Source organism: Algoriphagus zhangzhouensis, from assembly GCF_900148515.1.
GTDB lineage: Bacteria > Bacteroidota > Bacteroidia > Cytophagales > Cyclobacteriaceae > Algoriphagus > Algoriphagus zhangzhouensis.
Window position 1 is genome coordinate 1 of the sequence record NZ_FRXN01000006.1, and the last position, 17260, is coordinate 17260.

Genomic DNA, 17260 nt, shown 5'->3' on the forward strand with positions numbered 1-17260 from the left:
GATGAGACTTCCATATAGGGCCCTCAGAGACGATGAGGTTGATAGGCTGCAGGTGTAAAGGCAGTAATGTCATAGCTGAGCAGTACTAATTGCCCGAAAGCTTACTTACGCTGTGTTACAGTTTCTACGATATATGTTATCCTGATAGGAATCGGGATAGTACCAGGTACGATGTACAGGGTACCAAGAACAATAAAATATTACATACCGAACAGGTATCAAGATTTAGGCGGCCTAGCGCAGGGGTCCCACCTCTTCCCATCCCGAACAGAGAAGTTAAGCCCTGCTGCGCCGATGGTACTGGGGTTACACCCGGGAGAGTAGGTCGCCGCCACATTATTTAAGCCTCAGCTAAACAGCTGAGGCTTTTGTGTTTTTAAGGTTTTTTGATGCTTTTGCATGACCGTTTCAATGTCCTATTTTCCCTTATTTAAAAGATCTAAATGGTTTTGGTGGACTGGGTAAATCCTATTTTTTTACTATAGCATAAAAAAAGCTCAGATTTCTCTGAGCTTATAATTCATATAACGTTTGTACTATTAAACGTTTACATGTCTTTCTGCATGGTAAGAAGATCTTACTAACGGACCAGATTCAACGTATTTTAAGCCTCTCTTAAGGCCTTCTTCTCTGTAATGATCAAATAGATCCGGATGGATAAATTCTGCAACCTCTATGTGCATTTTGGTCGGTTGAAGGTATTGCCCAAGTGTAAGAATATCACAACCGTTAGCAGCTAGATCATCCATAGCTTTATAGACTTCTTCTTTTGTTTCCCCTAGACCTAGCATAATACCAGTCTTGGTTCTTTTTCCATATTCTTTAGTCAATTTGATTTGTTCTAAAGAACGGTCATATTTGGCCTGCGGCCTTACTCTTCTATAGAGTGAACCAACAGTTTCCATATTATGGGATACTACTTCCTGCCCACCGCTAATCATTCTATACAATGCATCCCAATTTGATTTCACATCAGGAATTAGGGTTTCGATCGTAGTAGAAGGTGAAAGCTCCTTAGTTTTAACTACTGTTTGGTACCAGATTTCAGCACCTTTATCCTTTAGCTCATCTCTGTTAACTGAGGTAAGAACAGCATGCTTTACTCCCATCAATTGGATAGCTTCAGCTACTCTTCTTGGTTCGTCTTCATCATATTCTGGTGGACGTCCTGTTGCTACAGCACAAAAAGAGCATGATCTAGTACATACATTTCCAAGTATCATGAAAGTCGCTGTACCAGCACCCCAACATTCACCCATATTTGGGCAGTTTCCACTTTCACAAATAGTATGGAGTTTATGTTGATCTACTAGTTTTCTGACTTTAGCATATTCTTTTCCGACAGGAAGCTTTACTCTCAACCAATCTGGTTTCTTTCTTCGAGTAGCTTCTTCTGATATTACCGGCAATTCAATCATATCGATGTAATTTGAAGGCAAAATTAAGGTTTAATGAATCAAAACCCAATCTTCCTTACTTCCTGAATCCATAATAGAATGTAAAATAAGCGGATTGAAAGAGCTGCTTGTTTTCGGCAGTTGGAATTAGGGGGATTTCTTTGGAATAACCCTCGATCATATATCCTAGTTCCAGACCAGTGACATTACTTTTGAATACCCCAAATTCAAAATTAATGGCCGCTTTCAAATTGGCACCGATGGCTAGTTGCGATTGGCCAATACCTTCAAATAGTCTGCCTGTTCCCAAGATATTATACCTGACACCATGGACTTCCGGATCATATTGCTCTCTTACGGATTCCAAGCGATTGATTGCATATTCAATATAATATGGAGCTATTAATCCAATTGAAGGACCTACTGCTGCTAGAGCGGAAACTTGAACTCCTTGGTTTGGGGCCTTCTTGAAGAGAATCACTTCGCGGCCATATTGAGGTCTTATAGCATAGAGGTAATTTGATTTTCCAAATATGTAACTGTTCCCCAAAACAGTGTTATATCTTACTTCTTTTGGGTTTTTTACATTGGATAACTCAACTGCAAAAAATGAAAATTGATCATCGGTTATACGAGTTCCTACTTTGAATACAAATCCTCCAATTAATCCGCCATTTGTATTCTTGTTTAAACCAAAGAGAAACTCCTTGTCATATTCGTAATTACCTGCATCCTCCCTCTGGGCATAAGCCGTTGATGCGATCATCGCAAAACAAGCTAAAAAGAAAATTTTAAAACTGTTCATTGGCTTTGAGTCGAAAATATTGACCTATTTTTGAATACAAGTATTTAACTGAAAATTAAAAGTAAGAGTTTATGCCCACGATAAAAAGTTCGTATTTAGGAAATTTAAGAACCACATCATCTCATATTCAATCAGGTAAGACTATTATATCTGATGCACCTGTAGATAATAATGGAAAGGGAGAGGCTTTTTCTCCAACAGATTTAGTAGCCTCGGCACTTGGTTCTTGTATGGTGACTATTATGGGAATTGTAGCTGAAAGAAATAATGTTTCCTTAGACGGTCTTGATTGGGAAGTGACCAAAATAATGGACTCTAATCCTCGGAAAATTGGAGAGATTGTAATTGATTTTCATTGGGAGGATCCTGTTTCAGATCCAGCTATGATTCAGAAATTGAAAAATGCAGCTAGAACATGTCCGGTGGCTTTAAGTTTGGATCCTTCGGTTAAGCAAACTATTAATTTCAATTTTTGATTGATATAGTAACATCATAAATCTTTAAACCCAAATATACATGTGTTACTTATTTGAAAACTTTAGAGATTGGAAGTCCTATTGCGATAAAAAAAATGTCTCTCTGGATAAATCTGTCATTGAATATGAATGTGAACAGAAGGGGGCAAATGAAGAAGATATCCTCAACGGACTATTGAAGGCCTACTCTGTGATGAAGGATGCTGTGACGACTGGATTGGAGCAGGATATGAAGTCTCATAGTGGAATGATTGATAACGGTGCTAAAAAAGTTTTCAACCATAATTTAACCGTGTTGTCTCCAGAATTTCAAAAGTTAATTTCCAGAGCTTTAGCAGCCAAAGAGGTGAATAGTTGTATGGGTAGAGTTGTCGCTGCTCCTACGGCTGGAGCCTCAGGGATTCTTCCTGGGACGATGGTGACTCTTCAAGAAATTCATGGGTTATCTGATGAACAAATTGTCAAAGGCTTATTAGTAGGTGCGGGTATAGCATTGATTATTGAACAAAAAGCAAGTTTGGCTGGAGCTGTTGGTGGTTGTCAAGCAGAAACTGGTTCTGCTGCCGCAATGGCTTCAGGTGCCATAGTTTATTGCTTAGGAGGAGATATAGATCAAGTTTTCAATGCAGTCGCAATAACTATCCAATGTATGCTAGGATTAGTTTGCGATCCTGTCGCTGGATTGGTAGAGGTGCCTTGTGTAGTTCGAAATGCTAGTGCCGCAAGTATAGCTTTTAGTTCCGCTCAAATTGCTTTGGCTAGTGTGAATGCAGTGATCCCAGTAGATGAATGCGTAGAAGCAATGGGTGAGATTGGGGCTTCTATGGAAAGCAAATACAAAGAAACAGCAATGGGAGGATTAGCAGCAACTCTCACTGGGCAAGAAATTTCTAAAAGGGTATTGATCCAGGATATTGAGATTTTACCAGATGAGAAATCACCCGAGTAAATTCTGAAATAAAGGAATAGAAAGAATTTGGTCAATAGTAAGGCTAAAAAAAGTAGCCCAAAGGGTAGATGACCAAAGCATATGGAAATAGATTCTTCTCTTTTTCGTACCAAAAGATACCAATATTAAAGTCCCTCCTATAGGGGTAAGTACTAATGGGGTAATCAGTGCAATTCCGATTTCCCCATATTTTTTCCAGAGCTTTACAACGGTTCTATTCTTTTTTGAGAATATTGGTTTTTTTTTAGAAAACCGAAGTTTTAGAAAATCTTTAAACTTTTTGCCCAAAAGGGTAAAAACAAACACACTCGACATGGTGCCCGCAACAGTCACTAAAATAGTTTCATATACTGTATAACCTGCTGCAGAACCTAATAAAGGACCAGCAATGAATTTGAAATATGTTAGAAAATAAATTCCTAAAAAGGTGATTAGAGAATCGCTCATAATAGGAAAAACAAGTACGCAAAATAGCCAAGTAATAAAATCACTCCTTCCAACCTAGAAATCTGCATTTTAGTTTTCATCAGCGGGAATAAAATTAAGGTAAACCCTATCATCCAAATGAAATCACTTTGAATAAATTCTGGGGAAACATTAATAGGCTGTATGATTGCAGTTAAACCAATGATTGATAGGATGTTCATGATATTGCTTCCAAGTATATTTCCCAAAGCCATATCTGTTTCTTTAGCCAAAGCAGCCATAATTGAAGTAATCAGCTCAGGCAAACTGGTTCCTATAGCGATGATAGTTACACCTATAATCCTTTCTGAAACTCCAAATTCTCTTGAGATTAAAACGGCATTTTCAACAAGGAGATTTGATCCAAAATAAAGACCGACAATTCCTCCTACAAATAAACCTAAAGAAGCAATCCAACCATAGCCTTTAACATGTTCTATTTCCTCTTCAGCTTCATGGCCTGGATCCTCATTCACGCCTCCTTTTACACTTTTGAAAAGATAAAGGTTGAATACGATAAAGAGTCCAAAAAGTAGTAAGCCTTCCCATACTTGAATATTTCCATTGTAGCTTAATCCAAAAAAGAGAAGTGAGACTAGAATTGTAATCAAGTAATCAAAACGCAAATGCGTTCGTTTGATCATAATAGGGTAAAAGACTCCACTAAAACCCAATACAAGACCAATATTGGCAATATTAGAACCGATTACGTTTCCAATTGAAATATCGCTATTCCCTTTAAGTGCAGCACTGACACTTACCAATAGCTCAGGAGCAGAGGTGCCAAAGGCTACAATGGTAAGACCAATCAACCCACTACTCATCCCTAGTTTTAGAGCGATGGCAGATGCTCCGTCGACCAAGATCTTTCCTCCAAATAATAAAATTACAAGCCCTAGAGCCAGTAATAAATAAGCTGTCATAAATTATAGTTTAGTACCGAAAGCTAAATCCCCCGCATCTCCAAGGCCTGGAACGATATAGTACAGGTCATTTAGCTTTTCGTCAAGGACTCCAGTCCAGATTTTAAAAGGTGATTTAAGATTTGATTCAATATGCTGGATCCCTTCGGGGGCCGCAAATGCCGCAACGATATGTATGAATTTAGGTATGCCATGCTCTTTCAGTTTGTCTATTGTAGATAGGATCGATTTCCCTGATGCTAGCATCGGGTCTGCAATGATTATAGTTTTACCTTGCAGAGAAGGAGTAGCAGAGTACCCTAGATTTATTGTTAAATCTTCCCCTTCTTTTTCTTGACGAAAAGCACCTATAAAACCATTTTCAGCTTGATCAAAAAAATTGAGAAACCCTTGATAGAAAGGTAGGGAAGCCCTTAAAACTGAAATAAGAACTGGCTGTTCACTAGGGATCAAACTTTTTGCAGTACCTAAGGTGGTTTTTATTTCCTTTGAATCGAAGGGAAAAGATTTGGAGACTTCATAGGCCATGATTTCGCCAAGTCTTGTCAAATTCATTCTAAATCTCATGCGATCTTTTTGGATCACAGGATCTCTCATTTCTGCAATGAATTGATTTGCAATAGACGGCTGATCAGAAAGTATGAACATGAAACAAATTTAATAGAAAACCCGACGAATTATCGTCGGGTTTGATCTTTTAAAATTTGATTGTGGGTTATTTCACCTCAAAGCTTGTTCTTCTTGACATTTGACGCGCACCCTCTGAAGTTTTATCTACACTTGTATCTTCTCCAAACCCTTTATATGATAGCCTAGATACATCAATTCCTGAGGCTATCAAAAGATCATAAACAGCTTTTGCTCTTCTCTCAGATAATTTCATGTTATAATCTTCTGGTCCTAATTCATCTGCGTATCCCTTTACCTCGAGTTGTACTCCTGGATTCTTTATAAGGAAATTGGAAACAAATTGGATTGAAGAAATGGAGTAATCTAGAGGTTTTGAAGAATCAAATGCAAAGTATATGTTCAGATAGTTATCATTAATGGCTTTTCTGAGATAGTCAACTTGTTCAATGATTTCTTCGACCGGACATCCATTCGTATTAGCTGGGCCTGGTAAGAAAGGGCATGAATCTAGGTGATCAGCTATGCCATCTCCATCTGAATCTAGAGTTATTCCAGTGGAATTAACACGTGCTCCATTAGGTGTGTTTGGTTCTTTATCCAAATAATCTGGAACCCCATCCCCATCGGAATCTTTCAACATATCTTTTATGCCGTTAATTTGGCTGGATAACTCCTCTTTAGTTGCATACTTTTCTGAGGCTAGATACCAATCTGCATGCTGGTCTTTAGAGCCAAGGTAGAAGCTTAGCCCTAATGTTCCAGTCCACCAATTTCCCATCGCATGAACCATTGGGTTTTGCGTTGGGTCAGAAGGTTGAATGTCTGCATTGTAATAGTTACCATCAAATGTGTAAGTCTGTCTTCCATTTGTGATCATAGAAATATCACCTGAGAGTGAAATTTTTTCAGAAAGTCTAAATTGCCCCGTTAGTCCAGATATAATGTTGTAATGGTAATCAGGGCCATTTTTAATTATTGCATCTTCAAAACTCATTCGGCCAAATCCTGCTCCTAAATGCCCCAAGAAACCTAATCTTTTTGAAAAGGAATCGAAGCTTAGCATTTTTCCAAAGTTGACTACTCCTTGGAGATCCATTCGGACATAGTGAGTTGTGAATTTAGGACTTTTATTTTTTGTTTCTGAAAATGTTCCTAGACCCAGATCTCCTTTGAAACCAAAATATTCATTGATCATATATCTTAATCCTAAGTCTACATGTCCAATGTTCAGAGATGGGGAATAGTAATCTGGAGATAGTGGGGCCATGGCCTTATTAAATCCAGCATTTGCTTCTATAGACCATTGGTTAAAATCCTTTTGGGCAAAAGAAGCCTGCGAAATCCCGATTAGGGATAGTAGGATAAATAGTTTTCTCATTGAAAGTGAATTGATTATTTTAGGATGATGGAGCAAATGTAGATAAATGCAATTCATTTTTTTTCAATAGGGCAAAAAAAAACCTGGCCAGATCGACCAGGTTTTAAAACGTATTTTAACGTGTATTATTTTACTTCGAAGCTAGCTCTTCTTGCCATTTGTCTTGCATCTGCAGAAGACTTGTCAACGCTAGTATCTTCACCATATCCTTTGTAAGAAAGTCTAGAAGCATCAATTCCTGAAGCGATCAATAGATCGTAAACTGCTTTAGCTCTTCTTTCAGATAATTTCATGTTGTAATCTTCTGGACCTAATTCGTCAGCATATCCTTTGATTTCTACACTAACACCAGGGTTTTTCTTCATGAAGTTTGCAACATAAGATGCAGCGCTAGAAGAATATCCAAGTGGCTTAGCAGAATCGAATGCGTAGTATACGTTTACGTAACCGTCATTGATAGCTTTCTTGAAGAAATCAAGTTGCTCAACAACTTCTTCAACTGGACATCCATTTGTAGAAGCAGGACCTGGAAGGAATGGACAATTATCCATATGATCAGGAGTACCATCACCATCAGAATCTAGAGTCATACCTGCAGAGTTAACTCTAGCACCAGCTGGGGTGTTAGGTTCTTTGTCTAGGTAATCAGGAACACCGTCACCGTCAGAATCCTTCAACATATCTTTGATTCCGTTGATTTGAGATGCCAATTCTTCTTTAGTAGCATATTTGTCAGCAGCGATATACCAGTCAGCATGCTCCTCCTTAGAACCTAGGTAGAATTGCAAACCTAGAGTACCAGTCCACCAAGTACCATTAGTACCATAGAAACCATTAGTAAGATCTGGATTTAACATTTCAGAACCATCCCAAGTTACAGTCTGGCGACCGTTCAAAATAGTAGAGATATCACCAACGATAGCTACACTATTAGAGATTTTAAATTGAGGAGTGAAACCGAAAATAAAGGTATAAACTTGATCATCGAATCCACTGATAGCATTCATTTGAGGCTTAACAGTTCCGATACCTGCACCACCATGAACCAATAGACCAAATGATCTAGTGAAAGATTCAAAGTTGAAAACACGACCCATGTTAGCCACACCTTGAAGGTCAAGTCTGCTATACTTTGTGTCGAATTCAAGGCTTTCAGAATCTGCTCCTCTTGCTTCGTGCATTGAGCCAAATCCATAATCCAATTTCAAACCAAACTTCTCATTGAACATATAGCGAACTCCGAAGTCCACATGTCCCAAATTAAGAGAAGGTGATAGGAACGATCCATTTAATGGGGCCATTGGTTTGTTAAAGCCACCATTGACTTCTAGGGACCATTTGTCGAAGTCCTGAGCATTGGCTCCGATTGCCAAAGCCCCTGCCATAAGTGTTGAGAGTATTAGTTTTTTCATAACAAAAAATTTTTGTTCAAATTTTAAGTGTTTGATTGATGTGACTACAAATTTATAAACTTTTAATTTACTGCAAATCTAGACGAAATATTTAAATGCCAATTTTTCATTTAAAACAATCGTCGACTTTTTTTCAATAAACGATAAAATATTCACATAATTGATGCCAAAATGAAATTATTACGTGATTTATTAGTTCAGTTCGGGGTTTCCGGTGATGAAGGGCTTACAACAAAATTTATCCTTCAATATATATACAAACAGAAAAAAAATTGGAGTTTTCAACCAGAAATTTTTGCTGGTGATGAATTTCATGACTGTATATTGTTGAAGTTTGGCTCACCAACTACAGCTGTGTTTGCACATATCGATACTATTGGTTTTATGTCAAGGTATGAAAATCAGTTGGTTGCAGTGGGTGGTCCGGAAATTCAAGAAGGCACTTTATTGGAAGGTCAAGATAGTCTCGGTCAAATTTCCTGCAGGATTTTGGGAGATGAGGATAATCTAAGACATGACTTTGGGAGAGCGATTGAAAGAGGAACTAGGCTTGCATTTGCTCAAGATATAAGAATAGATGACGAATTTATCCAAGCTGCATACCTAGACAATAGACTTGGAGTTTATTCTGCGCTTAAAGTGTGTGAAAATTTGGAACATGGTTGGGTAGTTTTTTCTACATATGAAGAGCATGGAGGAGGTAGTATGCCTTATTTGTTGTCTTTTATTCAACAAAAACATCCAATAAAAAACGCCTTGATCTCTGATATTACTTGGGTGACAGATGGTGTTTTTCCCAATGAGGGGGTTGTTATTTCAATTCGGGACAAATTTATTCCTAGAAAAAAATTCATCGACAAAGTTGTAGGTTTGGCAAAAGAAAGCGGAATTCCATTTCAACTTGAAGTTGAAGCTTATGGAGGTAGTGATGGAAGGGAGGTTCAGTTTTCCCCTTATGCTATTGATTGGGTCTTTGTAGGTGCAGCTGAAGAAAATGTCCATACTCCCAATGAAAAAGTAGCTTTATCCGATTTGGACTCGATGATTCAAATGCATCAATATCTAATGAAACATCTTTAATATGTTGGTTACACTTAAGGACAAAACTTTTGAAATCTATTTAAAAGAATCTGAGATTAAGGATAGATTAAAAACGATTGGGCAACAAATTTCAATTGACTTTAAAGGACAGGACCTTTTGGTTTTGGGTGTCCTAAATGGCTCCTTTATAGTTATGGCAGATCTTTGTCGTGAAATCAAAGGAGTGTCGGTCCAAACAACATTTTTAAAGATATCTTCTTATTCTGGTACTGAGAGTACAGGTATAGTCAAGGAGGTAATTGGTTTGCCAAAGGACCTTCAGGATAAAAATATCTTAATTGTTGAGGATATAGTAGATACTGGCGTTAGTATGAATTATTTGCTTCATCGTCTTGAAAATGAAAAACCCAAGTCGATTTCTATTGCGACATTACTCTATAAACCCGAAGCATTTCGCTTTAATTATCAACTTCATTATGTGGGTTTTGAAATTCCCAATAAATTTGTCGTAGGATATGGACTTGATTACGACGGTTTGGGAAGGGAACTTCCAGAGATCTACCAATTAAAGTAATCTATAAATTAAAAAATTCAGGATGCATAATATAGTACTATTTGGCCCTCCAGGTGCTGGAAAAGGCACTCAAAGTGAAAAATTGATTCAGAAATATGGTTTGACACATTTGTCTACTGGTGATTTGTTTAGAAAACATCTGGGTGAAGGGACTGAACTCGGGAACCTAGCAAAGAAGTATATGAATGAAGGCCGATTGGTTCCTGATGAGGTTGTAATCGGGATGGTTGAAGAGAAAATTGAGTCTACTAAAGATGCGGTAGGGTTTATTTTTGATGGTTTTCCTAGAACTACAGCTCAAGCTGAGGCACTGGATGCCATGTTGGAAAAGCATGGGATGGAAATTTCAGGGATGATAGCTTTAGATGTTGAAGAAGACATCCTTAGAGAAAGAATTAAGGAAAGAGGAAAAACTTCTGGAAGAGTTGACGATCAGGATGATGAAAAAATCAATACAAGGATCAAAGTCTATCTAGATGAAACATTACCAGTAGCTGGTTATTACGAAAAGCAGGGTAAATTTCAAAAAATCAATGGAGTAGGAGAAATTGACTTCATCTTTGATTCAATCAGCAAGGTGATTGATAGCTACTGATTTGACATAATTTGCTAATTTTGCAAACTCAATTTGGCTAGGCTATATGCTTAGCCTTTTTTATTAAAAAATATCCCATGGCAGATTCCAATTTCATAGATTATGTAAAGTTCTGTTCTCGATCAGGTGCTGGAGGTGCAGGTTCTCTTCATTTTAGAAGAGAAAAGCATGTTCCTAAAGGTGGTCCAGACGGAGGTGACGGCGGTCGAGGTGGACATATCATATTAAGAGGAAATGCCCAGCATTGGACATTACTTCACTTGAAGTATAAAAAGCATGTGATTGCTGAAGCTGGTAAAGGTGGCGAAGGAGGAAGAAGGACTGGTGCTGACGGGAAAGATATTATTCTTGATGTTCCTCTAGGAACTGTGGCTAAGGATGCTGAAACAGGAGAAAAAAGATTTGAAATCACCGAGGATGGTCAAGAGGTGATTTTAACCAAAGGTGGAAGAGGAGGATTGGGAAATCATCACTTTAAATCTGCTACCAATCAAGCTCCTCATTTTGCTCAGCCTGGAGAAGAGGGAATCGAAGAATGGATCATTCTCGAATTGAAGTTATTGGCGGATGTCGGTCTCGTAGGATTCCCTAACGCGGGAAAATCTACTCTTTTGTCTTCAATTTCAGCTGCAAAACCGGAAATCGGAGATTATCCTTTTACTACATTGGTTCCAAATCTGGGAGTAGTTGGCTATCGTGATGATAAGTCATTCGTTATGGCGGATATCCCGGGAATTATAGAAGGAGCAGCAGAGGGGAAAGGTCTTGGTATCCGTTTCTTGAGACATATTGAGCGAAATTCCATCTTGTTATTTTTAATTCCTGCGGATGCTGAAAGCATTGCGGAACAATACAAGATTTTGTTGGGGGAATTGGAAAAATATAATCCTGAACTTTTGGATAAAAAGAGGTTACTGGCAATTTCAAAATCAGATATGCTTGATGATGAATTAATGGCAGAGATGACTCATGAATTGCCAAAAGGAATCCCGTCAATTTTTATTTCATCCGTAGCCCAAAAGAACCTTGATAAATTAAAAGATATGATTTGGCAGGCTATTCAGGAAGGGTGAGGTGTCAGTTTGTCAGTTTCTGATCACTGGCAACAATATTGTTGAGAAAGGGAAAGCCAGCTATTGAAAATATTAATATGAAAAATAAGGAAGAAGAAGTGAACGAAAACCTACAGGAAGTAGCAGATCAAACTGTAGATCAAGATATCAATGCAGGAGAAAATGCTACAGAGCAAAATCCAATGGCTAAGTTGGAAGCGGATGTTGCTGAAATGAAGGATAAATATTTAAGGCTGTATTCTGATTTTGAAAATTTCAGAAAAAGAAATGCCAAGGAGCGTTTGGATCTAATCAAAACAGCATCAGAAGGGGTACTAAGTGATTTGATCCCTGTTGTTGATGATTTTGAAAGAGCTATCAAAGCAAATGAAAATGAGGAAAACGCTCAGAAAATCAGAGAAGGTAACTTGTTGATTTTCCATAAGTTCATGAAAGTACTTGAGAATAAGGGATTGACACCGATGCAAGATTTGATCGGGCAGCCATTTGATGCGGATACGCAAGAGGCGATCACACAGATCCCGGCACCAACTGAAGAAATGAAAGGAAAAGTAATTGATGTGGTAGAGAAAGGTTACACCTTAGGAGATAAGGTTGTTCGCTTTGCCAAAGTTGTGACAGGAGCATAATTATGGCAAAAAGAGACTACTACGAAATACTGGGTGTTAGCAAATCTGCGTCTGCTGACGAAATCAAGAAAGCTTACAGAAAACTAGCGATCCAGTACCATCCAGATAAAAATCCAGACAATCCAGAAGCGGAAGATAAGTTCAAAGAAGCTGCAGAGGCGTATGAGGTTTTGAGTAACCAAGAGAAACGTCAGCGATATGACCAGTTTGGGCATCAAGGCCTTGGCGGAAATGGTGGCTTTGGCGGAGCAGGAATGAATATGGATGACATATTCTCCCAGTTCGGCGATATTTTTGGTGGTGGTGGATTCTCTTCTTTCTTCGGTGGCGGAGGAGGTGGAGGTCGTCGTACTAAAAAAGGAACCAACCTTCGAGTTAAGTTGAAGCTTAATCTTCAGGAAATAGCCAATGGTGTAGAAAAGAAGATTAAAGTAAAAAGACATATCATTGCTCCAGGGGTAACTTTCAAGTCTTGCTCAACTTGTAATGGAAGCGGTCAGATCAAAAAGGTGGTGAATACCATGCTTGGCCAAATGGTTTCTGCCAGTACCTGTGGGGTCTGTGGTGGAAGCGGCCAAATAGTTGATAAAAAACCTGCTGAAGCAGATGCTAAAGGCTTGATCGTAAAAGAGGAAATTATTCCTATCAATATTCCAGGAGGAGTTGCCGAAGGTATGCAGCTAAGCATGTCTGGAAAAGGAAATGAAATCCCAGGAGGAATTCCTGGTGATTTGTTGATAGTAATTGAGGAGATTGAAGACGAGGTACTACAAAGAGATGGAAACAATGTGGTTTTTGATCTTTATGTTTCTTTCGTAGATGCAGCTCTAGGTGCTTCTATTGAAGTACCTACTATTGACGGAAAGGTCAAGATTAAAATCGATCCTGGAACTCAGTCAGGAAAAGTATTAAGATTGAAAGGAAAAGGGATCAAAGATATTAATGGATATTCAAAAGGGGATCAATTAATCATGGTCAATGTTTGGACTCCAACCCAATTGTCCAAGGAAGAAAAGCAAGCTTTGGAAAATCTTAGAAGCTCAGAAAATTTCAAGCCGGACCCGGGAAATGGAGACAAATCCTTTTTCGATAAGATGAAAGAATTCTTTTAGAAATGAAAAAGCCAGAAGCAATTCTGGCTTTTTTTATATTTTTAAAACCTTTTCTATGTCGAGTCGTAACCTATCCGTATGCTGAGAAAATTATGTCTGCTTTTCCTGGGTTTGTTTTGTGGGATAGGTGTTAGTCAGGCACAGTTGGTGAAAGAATATAGAGCCCCTGAAAAAGAGGGCTTTGATTTGGTGGTCCTCGATTTTTCGAGTTATAAAAGTGCTACTCACCTCAAAAGAGTCCGGTCCATGGAGCCTGTGTATATCCATGGGCACCTAGAACAAACCAATATTTTACCTTCATTTTCACATGAAGTAAAAGGAAATGTTCTTTGGGCAAATCTTTCCCATAAAAATGTAGAGTCTGATAATTTGGGTAAAAGCATTACTTCCAAGTTTTTTTCCAGTGGAAAAGATGGTTTCGGTCATAGTTGGGATGTCGGCTTAGCCTCCAATTATTTATATCATCTTAATTTTAATTTAGGTGTAGGACAAGCTGACTTCGATTTGTCTCAATTGCCAATTAGCCAGTTGAAGGTTCGGAGTGCAAGTGCTGATGTACATATTTTTTATGGTAGCGAGGATCCGAACCAAGTTCAGATGGACACACTATTGGTAACCTTAAATATGGGTACCGTAGATGTAGAGTCTGCCAATTTCACCAATGCTCAAAAAATGATCTTTGAGGTGAATTATGGGAATATTTACCTGAATTTTTCAGAAGGTATGTCAAACTCTTCTCAGGTAATTGCTGCTGTAGGAGCAGGAACTCTAAAGTTGAAACTGCCTTCTGACAATTATCCAGTCAAGATAAAAATGAAAACCACTGCGATGTGTAGGGTTTCAATCCCGAAATATTTACGTTCTTTGGACAAGGAGACCTATGTGACACGAGGTTACAAAGAAGATGACCCCAAACTTTTGGAAATGATCATTGATGTTGGGGTTGGTTCTCTTAAAGTAGAATAACCTTTTATTACATGCTTGAAACCCAAAAACTCAATAAATCCTATGGATCCAATCGGGCATTGACCGATGTCGATCTAAAGGTGAGTAAGGGAGTGATTTTTGGACTTTTGGGTCCTAATGGCGCTGGAAAATCAACTCTCATTCGAATTATCAATCAAATCATAGATGCTGACTCAGGTCAGGTTCTAATTGATGGAAAACCATTGGCTCCCTATCATATCAGCCAGATTGGTTATTTGCCGGAAGAAAGAGGCCTTTATAAAAAAATGAAAGTCTGGGATCAAATGATCTATTTCGCCAGACTCAAAGGTCTTTCCCAACACGATGCCAAAACTCGAATTAAAAACTGGTTAGATAAAATGGAGATGAGTACCTGGAGAGAAAAGAAGATTGAAGATCTTTCCAAGGGAATGGCTCAAAAAGTCCAGTTTATTTCAACGATCATTCACAATCCACCTCTTCTAATATTAGATGAACCTTTTTCTGGTTTTGACCCTGTAAATGCGGAAATCATAAAAGACCAGATTTTAGAACTTAAAAAACAAGGAACTACAGTAATCCTAAGTACTCACAGAATGGAATCCGTGGAATTGCTTTGTGATCAGGTGGCTATGATTAATAAGTCTCATAAAATCTTGGATGGCACAATTCGTCAGGTAAAAAACAGCTTTCGCCCAGAAGTTTTTCATGTGACTGTCGAAAATCCGGTCAAGGAAATTCCTGCTGAATGGACGGCAAAAGAAGATGAAGGTGCTTATCATTTTACTTTGCCACTAAGTGGGAAACGTCCAAACGAACTTTTGGAAGAATTGATGAACTATGGACAGATCAGTAGATTCCAAGAAGTAATTCCAAGTATGGAGGAAATTTTTATTCACCAAGTAAAATCAACACACGATGAATAAGATTTGGTTGGTGATGCAGCGCGAGTATTTGGCTAGAGTTAAGAAGAAATCTTTCCTTTTGGCTACGTTATTGACTCCATTGATCTTCCCAGCGATCATGGCAATTTTCGTTTGGATAGCCGTAGAGGAAAAGGATAATCAATCCTTGAGAATCATTGAAGTTGTCGACGAAAACAAACTTTTTTTCTTGGAGAGTTCCGATCAATATGCTTTTTCATTCTCCGACAGAAGTGATGAAGAGGCTAAAGAACTAGTGAAAAATGGAGACCGCTACGGTTTTCTTCATATTCCCAATTTTGATTTGGAGGATCCCAAGGGGATCACATTTTTCGGGGAAGAAAATCCAAATATGAACCTGATGTCTTATTTGGAATCCAGTCTGAAAAAGAAAATAGAAGATCAAAGATTGTATGAATCGGGAATAGACCCTCAATTGATATCAGATATCAGGACAAATGTAGATATCAAGTCCATTACAGTAAATGAACAAGGGGAGGAGAAAGTCTCCAATGCCACTGTCAATTATGCCATTGGATTTGTTGCAGGGATCTTGATTTACATGTTTATCTTCATTTACGGCAATCAAATCATGCAAGGAGTCATCGAAGAGAAATCCAGCCGAATTGTGGAAATATTGGTTTCATCCCTGAAGCCTTTTCAGTTGATGATGGGTAAAATCGTGGGGATTGCTGGAGTGGGTTTGACACAACTATTGATTTGGATTGTTTTGATTGGCGGATTGACCACCATAGTGACGGGTTATCTTGGAATGAAAATGCCTCAACAGCAGGCGATGGAGATGGCCCAAGTTGGAATGGAGCAAATTCCAGATAGTGGCGTTTCAGAAATCCTCCAGGTGATCAATGGAATTGACTTTGTAACCCTGGTTCTTTGTTTTGTATTCTATTTCTTAGGTGGGTATCTACTTTACGGAGCTCTTTTCGCAGGAATTGGCTCTGCAGTGGATGCGCCTTCAGATGCACAGCAATTTATGCTGCCGGTTACTATTCCTTTGATCGTGTCCTACATGGGATTGTTTGTCTTTGTGCTTCAAGATCCAAATAGTACTGCTTCATTTTGGTTGTCAATCGTTCCATTGACTTCTCCAATTGCTATGATGGGAAGAGTAAGTTTTGGAGTGCCGTTTTGGGAATTAGCTCTTTCTATGGTTTTATTGATTCTGGGATTCTTGGGCACCACTTGGTTAGCTGGAAAAATCTATAGAATTGGGATTCTAATGCATGGAACCAAACCTTCTTACAAGACCTTATGGAAGTGGATTAAAACAAATAATTAATCCCTGAAGAATCTAGATTTTAGAAACAAGAACCAAGAAACTAGAATCAAAATTCGAGATTTAATAGTCAATGCTTGATAACCAAAAAGTCCCGACCAGTACTGGTCGGGACTTTTAGATTTTTTTCTATTAGGACATTATCTCAAGTAAGCAGAAAGCATCCAAACAACCTTTTCTTTAGCGGTGATATAATCACTCATTAATGAGGCTGTACCTTCGTCATTAGAATCTCCGGCAGTATCAAGAGTATTTCTTTCCAATTCCAAAAGAGTGGTCATGTTATCTCTAACAATTTCGACCATTTTCACAGGTTCGGTTACTTCTTTAGCTTCTTTGATTGTCGCAGTCTCAATGTATTCTTGGTAAGAAGAATAAGGTCTAGCTCCCAAGGTCAAAATTCTTTCAGCTAATTCATCAATTGCTGCATTTGCTTCATTGTAAAGTTCTTCGAACTTCGCATGGAGTTCAAAGAAGTTAGGCCCTGATACATTCCAATGGAAGTTTCTAAGGTTTTGATAGTAAACCTGATAGTTTGCTAGCAATCCATTCAATTTTTCTACTAAAACAATGCTGTCTTTTACTTCTAATCCGATGTCGTTCGTTTTCATATTACTTATTTGTTTTTGTCTTATT

General features: G+C 38.3%; 18 protein-coding genes and 2 rRNA genes. 13 read left to right on the forward strand and 7 right to left on the reverse strand.

What is annotated here, in order from left to right; genetic code table 11:
- Positions 1 to 109: ribosomal RNA gene (locus BUF13_RS17765) — 23S ribosomal RNA — on the forward strand; the annotation flags it as partial.
- A 116-nt stretch (positions 110 to 225) separates the two neighbouring features.
- Positions 226 to 337, forward strand: a 5S ribosomal RNA gene (rrf, locus tag BUF13_RS17770).
- A 202-nt stretch (positions 338 to 539) separates the two neighbouring features.
- Here the strand turns inward: rrf and lipA are convergent.
- Positions 540 to 1418, reverse strand: coding sequence for a lipoyl synthase (lipA, locus tag BUF13_RS17775; protein WP_073573179.1), 879 nt, complete (start codon positions 1416 to 1418; stop codon positions 540 to 542).
- A gap of 55 nt (positions 1419 to 1473) precedes the next feature.
- Positions 1474 to 2202, reverse strand: coding sequence for a hypothetical protein (locus tag BUF13_RS17780; RefSeq protein WP_073573180.1), 729 nt, complete (start codon positions 2200 to 2202; stop codon positions 1474 to 1476).
- A gap of 71 nt (positions 2203 to 2273) precedes the next feature.
- Between BUF13_RS17780 and BUF13_RS17785 the strand changes: the two genes are divergently transcribed.
- Both BUF13_RS17785 and sdaAA read left to right on the forward strand, forming a co-directional pair.
- Positions 2274 to 2678 carry an OsmC family protein gene (locus tag BUF13_RS17785; protein WP_073573181.1) on the forward strand — a complete coding sequence of 135 codons (405 nt, stop codon included), beginning with the start codon at positions 2274 to 2276 and terminating at the stop codon, positions 2676 to 2678.
- A gap of 40 nt (positions 2679 to 2718) precedes the next feature.
- Complete coding sequence (sdaAA, locus tag BUF13_RS17790) at positions 2719 to 3627, forward strand: L-serine ammonia-lyase, iron-sulfur-dependent, subunit alpha (protein ID WP_073573182.1); 909 nt, start codon at positions 2719 to 2721, stop codon at positions 3625 to 3627.
- A 443-nt stretch (positions 3628 to 4070) separates the two neighbouring features.
- On the opposite strand, the gene BUF13_RS17800 is transcribed toward sdaAA, so the two are convergent.
- From BUF13_RS17800 to BUF13_RS17815, 4 genes are all read right to left on the reverse strand, one after another.
- Positions 4071 to 5015 (reverse strand): calcium/sodium antiporter, encoded by a 945-nt coding sequence (locus BUF13_RS17800; RefSeq protein WP_073573184.1) that lies wholly within the window; start codon positions 5013 to 5015, stop codon positions 4071 to 4073.
- Between the two features lie 3 nt (positions 5016 to 5018).
- Positions 5019 to 5663, reverse strand: a complete 645-nt coding sequence (upp, locus tag BUF13_RS17805) for a uracil phosphoribosyltransferase (protein ID WP_073573185.1) — start codon at positions 5661 to 5663, stop codon at positions 5019 to 5021.
- A 67-nt stretch (positions 5664 to 5730) separates the two neighbouring features.
- Positions 5731 to 7023 carry an OmpA family protein gene (locus BUF13_RS17810; protein WP_073573186.1) on the reverse strand — a complete coding sequence of 431 codons (1293 nt, stop codon included), beginning with the start codon at positions 7021 to 7023 and terminating at the stop codon, positions 5731 to 5733.
- 125 nt (positions 7024 to 7148) lie between these two features.
- The gene (locus BUF13_RS17815) at positions 7149 to 8435 is read right to left on the reverse strand and encodes an OmpA family protein (protein WP_073573187.1); all 1287 of its coding nucleotides are present in this window, start codon (positions 8433 to 8435) and stop codon (positions 7149 to 7151) included.
- A 171-nt stretch (positions 8436 to 8606) separates the two neighbouring features.
- On the opposite strand from BUF13_RS17815, the gene BUF13_RS17820 reads away from it, so the two are divergent.
- The 9 genes from BUF13_RS17820 (at position 8607) to BUF13_RS17860 (ending at position 16627) form a co-directional block, all read left to right on the forward strand.
- Positions 8607 to 9515, forward strand: coding sequence for a M20/M25/M40 family metallo-hydrolase (locus BUF13_RS17820; protein WP_073573188.1), 909 nt, complete (start codon positions 8607 to 8609; stop codon positions 9513 to 9515).
- A 1-nt stretch (position 9516) separates the two neighbouring features.
- On the forward strand, positions 9517 to 10050 hold the full coding sequence (hpt, locus tag BUF13_RS17825) for a hypoxanthine phosphoribosyltransferase (protein ID WP_083586517.1): 534 nt from the start codon (positions 9517 to 9519) through the stop codon (positions 10048 to 10050).
- 22 nt (positions 10051 to 10072) lie between these two features.
- Positions 10073 to 10645: an adenylate kinase gene (locus BUF13_RS17830; RefSeq protein WP_073573189.1), complete on the forward strand. Its 573-nt coding sequence runs from the start codon at positions 10073 to 10075 to the stop codon at positions 10643 to 10645.
- 77 nt (positions 10646 to 10722) lie between these two features.
- Complete coding sequence (obgE, locus tag BUF13_RS17835; RefSeq protein ID WP_073573190.1) at positions 10723 to 11718, forward strand: GTPase ObgE; 996 nt, start codon at positions 10723 to 10725, stop codon at positions 11716 to 11718.
- Between the two features lie 77 nt (positions 11719 to 11795).
- Positions 11796 to 12347 carry a nucleotide exchange factor GrpE gene (locus BUF13_RS17840; RefSeq protein WP_073573480.1) on the forward strand — a complete coding sequence of 184 codons (552 nt, stop codon included), beginning with the start codon at positions 11796 to 11798 and terminating at the stop codon, positions 12345 to 12347.
- A 2-nt stretch (positions 12348 to 12349) separates the two neighbouring features.
- Positions 12350 to 13459: a molecular chaperone DnaJ gene (gene dnaJ / locus BUF13_RS17845; protein ID WP_073573191.1), complete on the forward strand. Its 1110-nt coding sequence runs from the start codon at positions 12350 to 12352 to the stop codon at positions 13457 to 13459.
- A gap of 78 nt (positions 13460 to 13537) precedes the next feature.
- Positions 13538 to 14425 (forward strand): hypothetical protein, encoded by an 888-nt coding sequence (locus BUF13_RS17850; protein WP_073573192.1) that lies wholly within the window; start codon positions 13538 to 13540, stop codon positions 14423 to 14425.
- An 11-nt stretch (positions 14426 to 14436) separates the two neighbouring features.
- Complete coding sequence (locus BUF13_RS17855; RefSeq protein ID WP_073573193.1) at positions 14437 to 15330, forward strand: ABC transporter ATP-binding protein; 894 nt, start codon at positions 14437 to 14439, stop codon at positions 15328 to 15330.
- Positions 15323 to 16627: an ABC transporter permease gene (locus BUF13_RS17860; RefSeq protein ID WP_073573194.1), complete on the forward strand. Its 1305-nt coding sequence runs from the start codon at positions 15323 to 15325 to the stop codon at positions 16625 to 16627. The genes BUF13_RS17855 and BUF13_RS17860 overlap by 8 nt, the downstream gene beginning before the upstream one ends.
- Positions 16628 to 16764: 137 nt before the next feature.
- On the opposite strand, the gene BUF13_RS17865 is transcribed toward BUF13_RS17860, so the two are convergent.
- Positions 16765 to 17235, reverse strand: coding sequence for a Dps family protein (locus BUF13_RS17865; RefSeq protein ID WP_073573195.1), 471 nt, complete (start codon positions 17233 to 17235; stop codon positions 16765 to 16767).
- Positions 17236 to 17260: the final 25 nt, after the last annotated feature.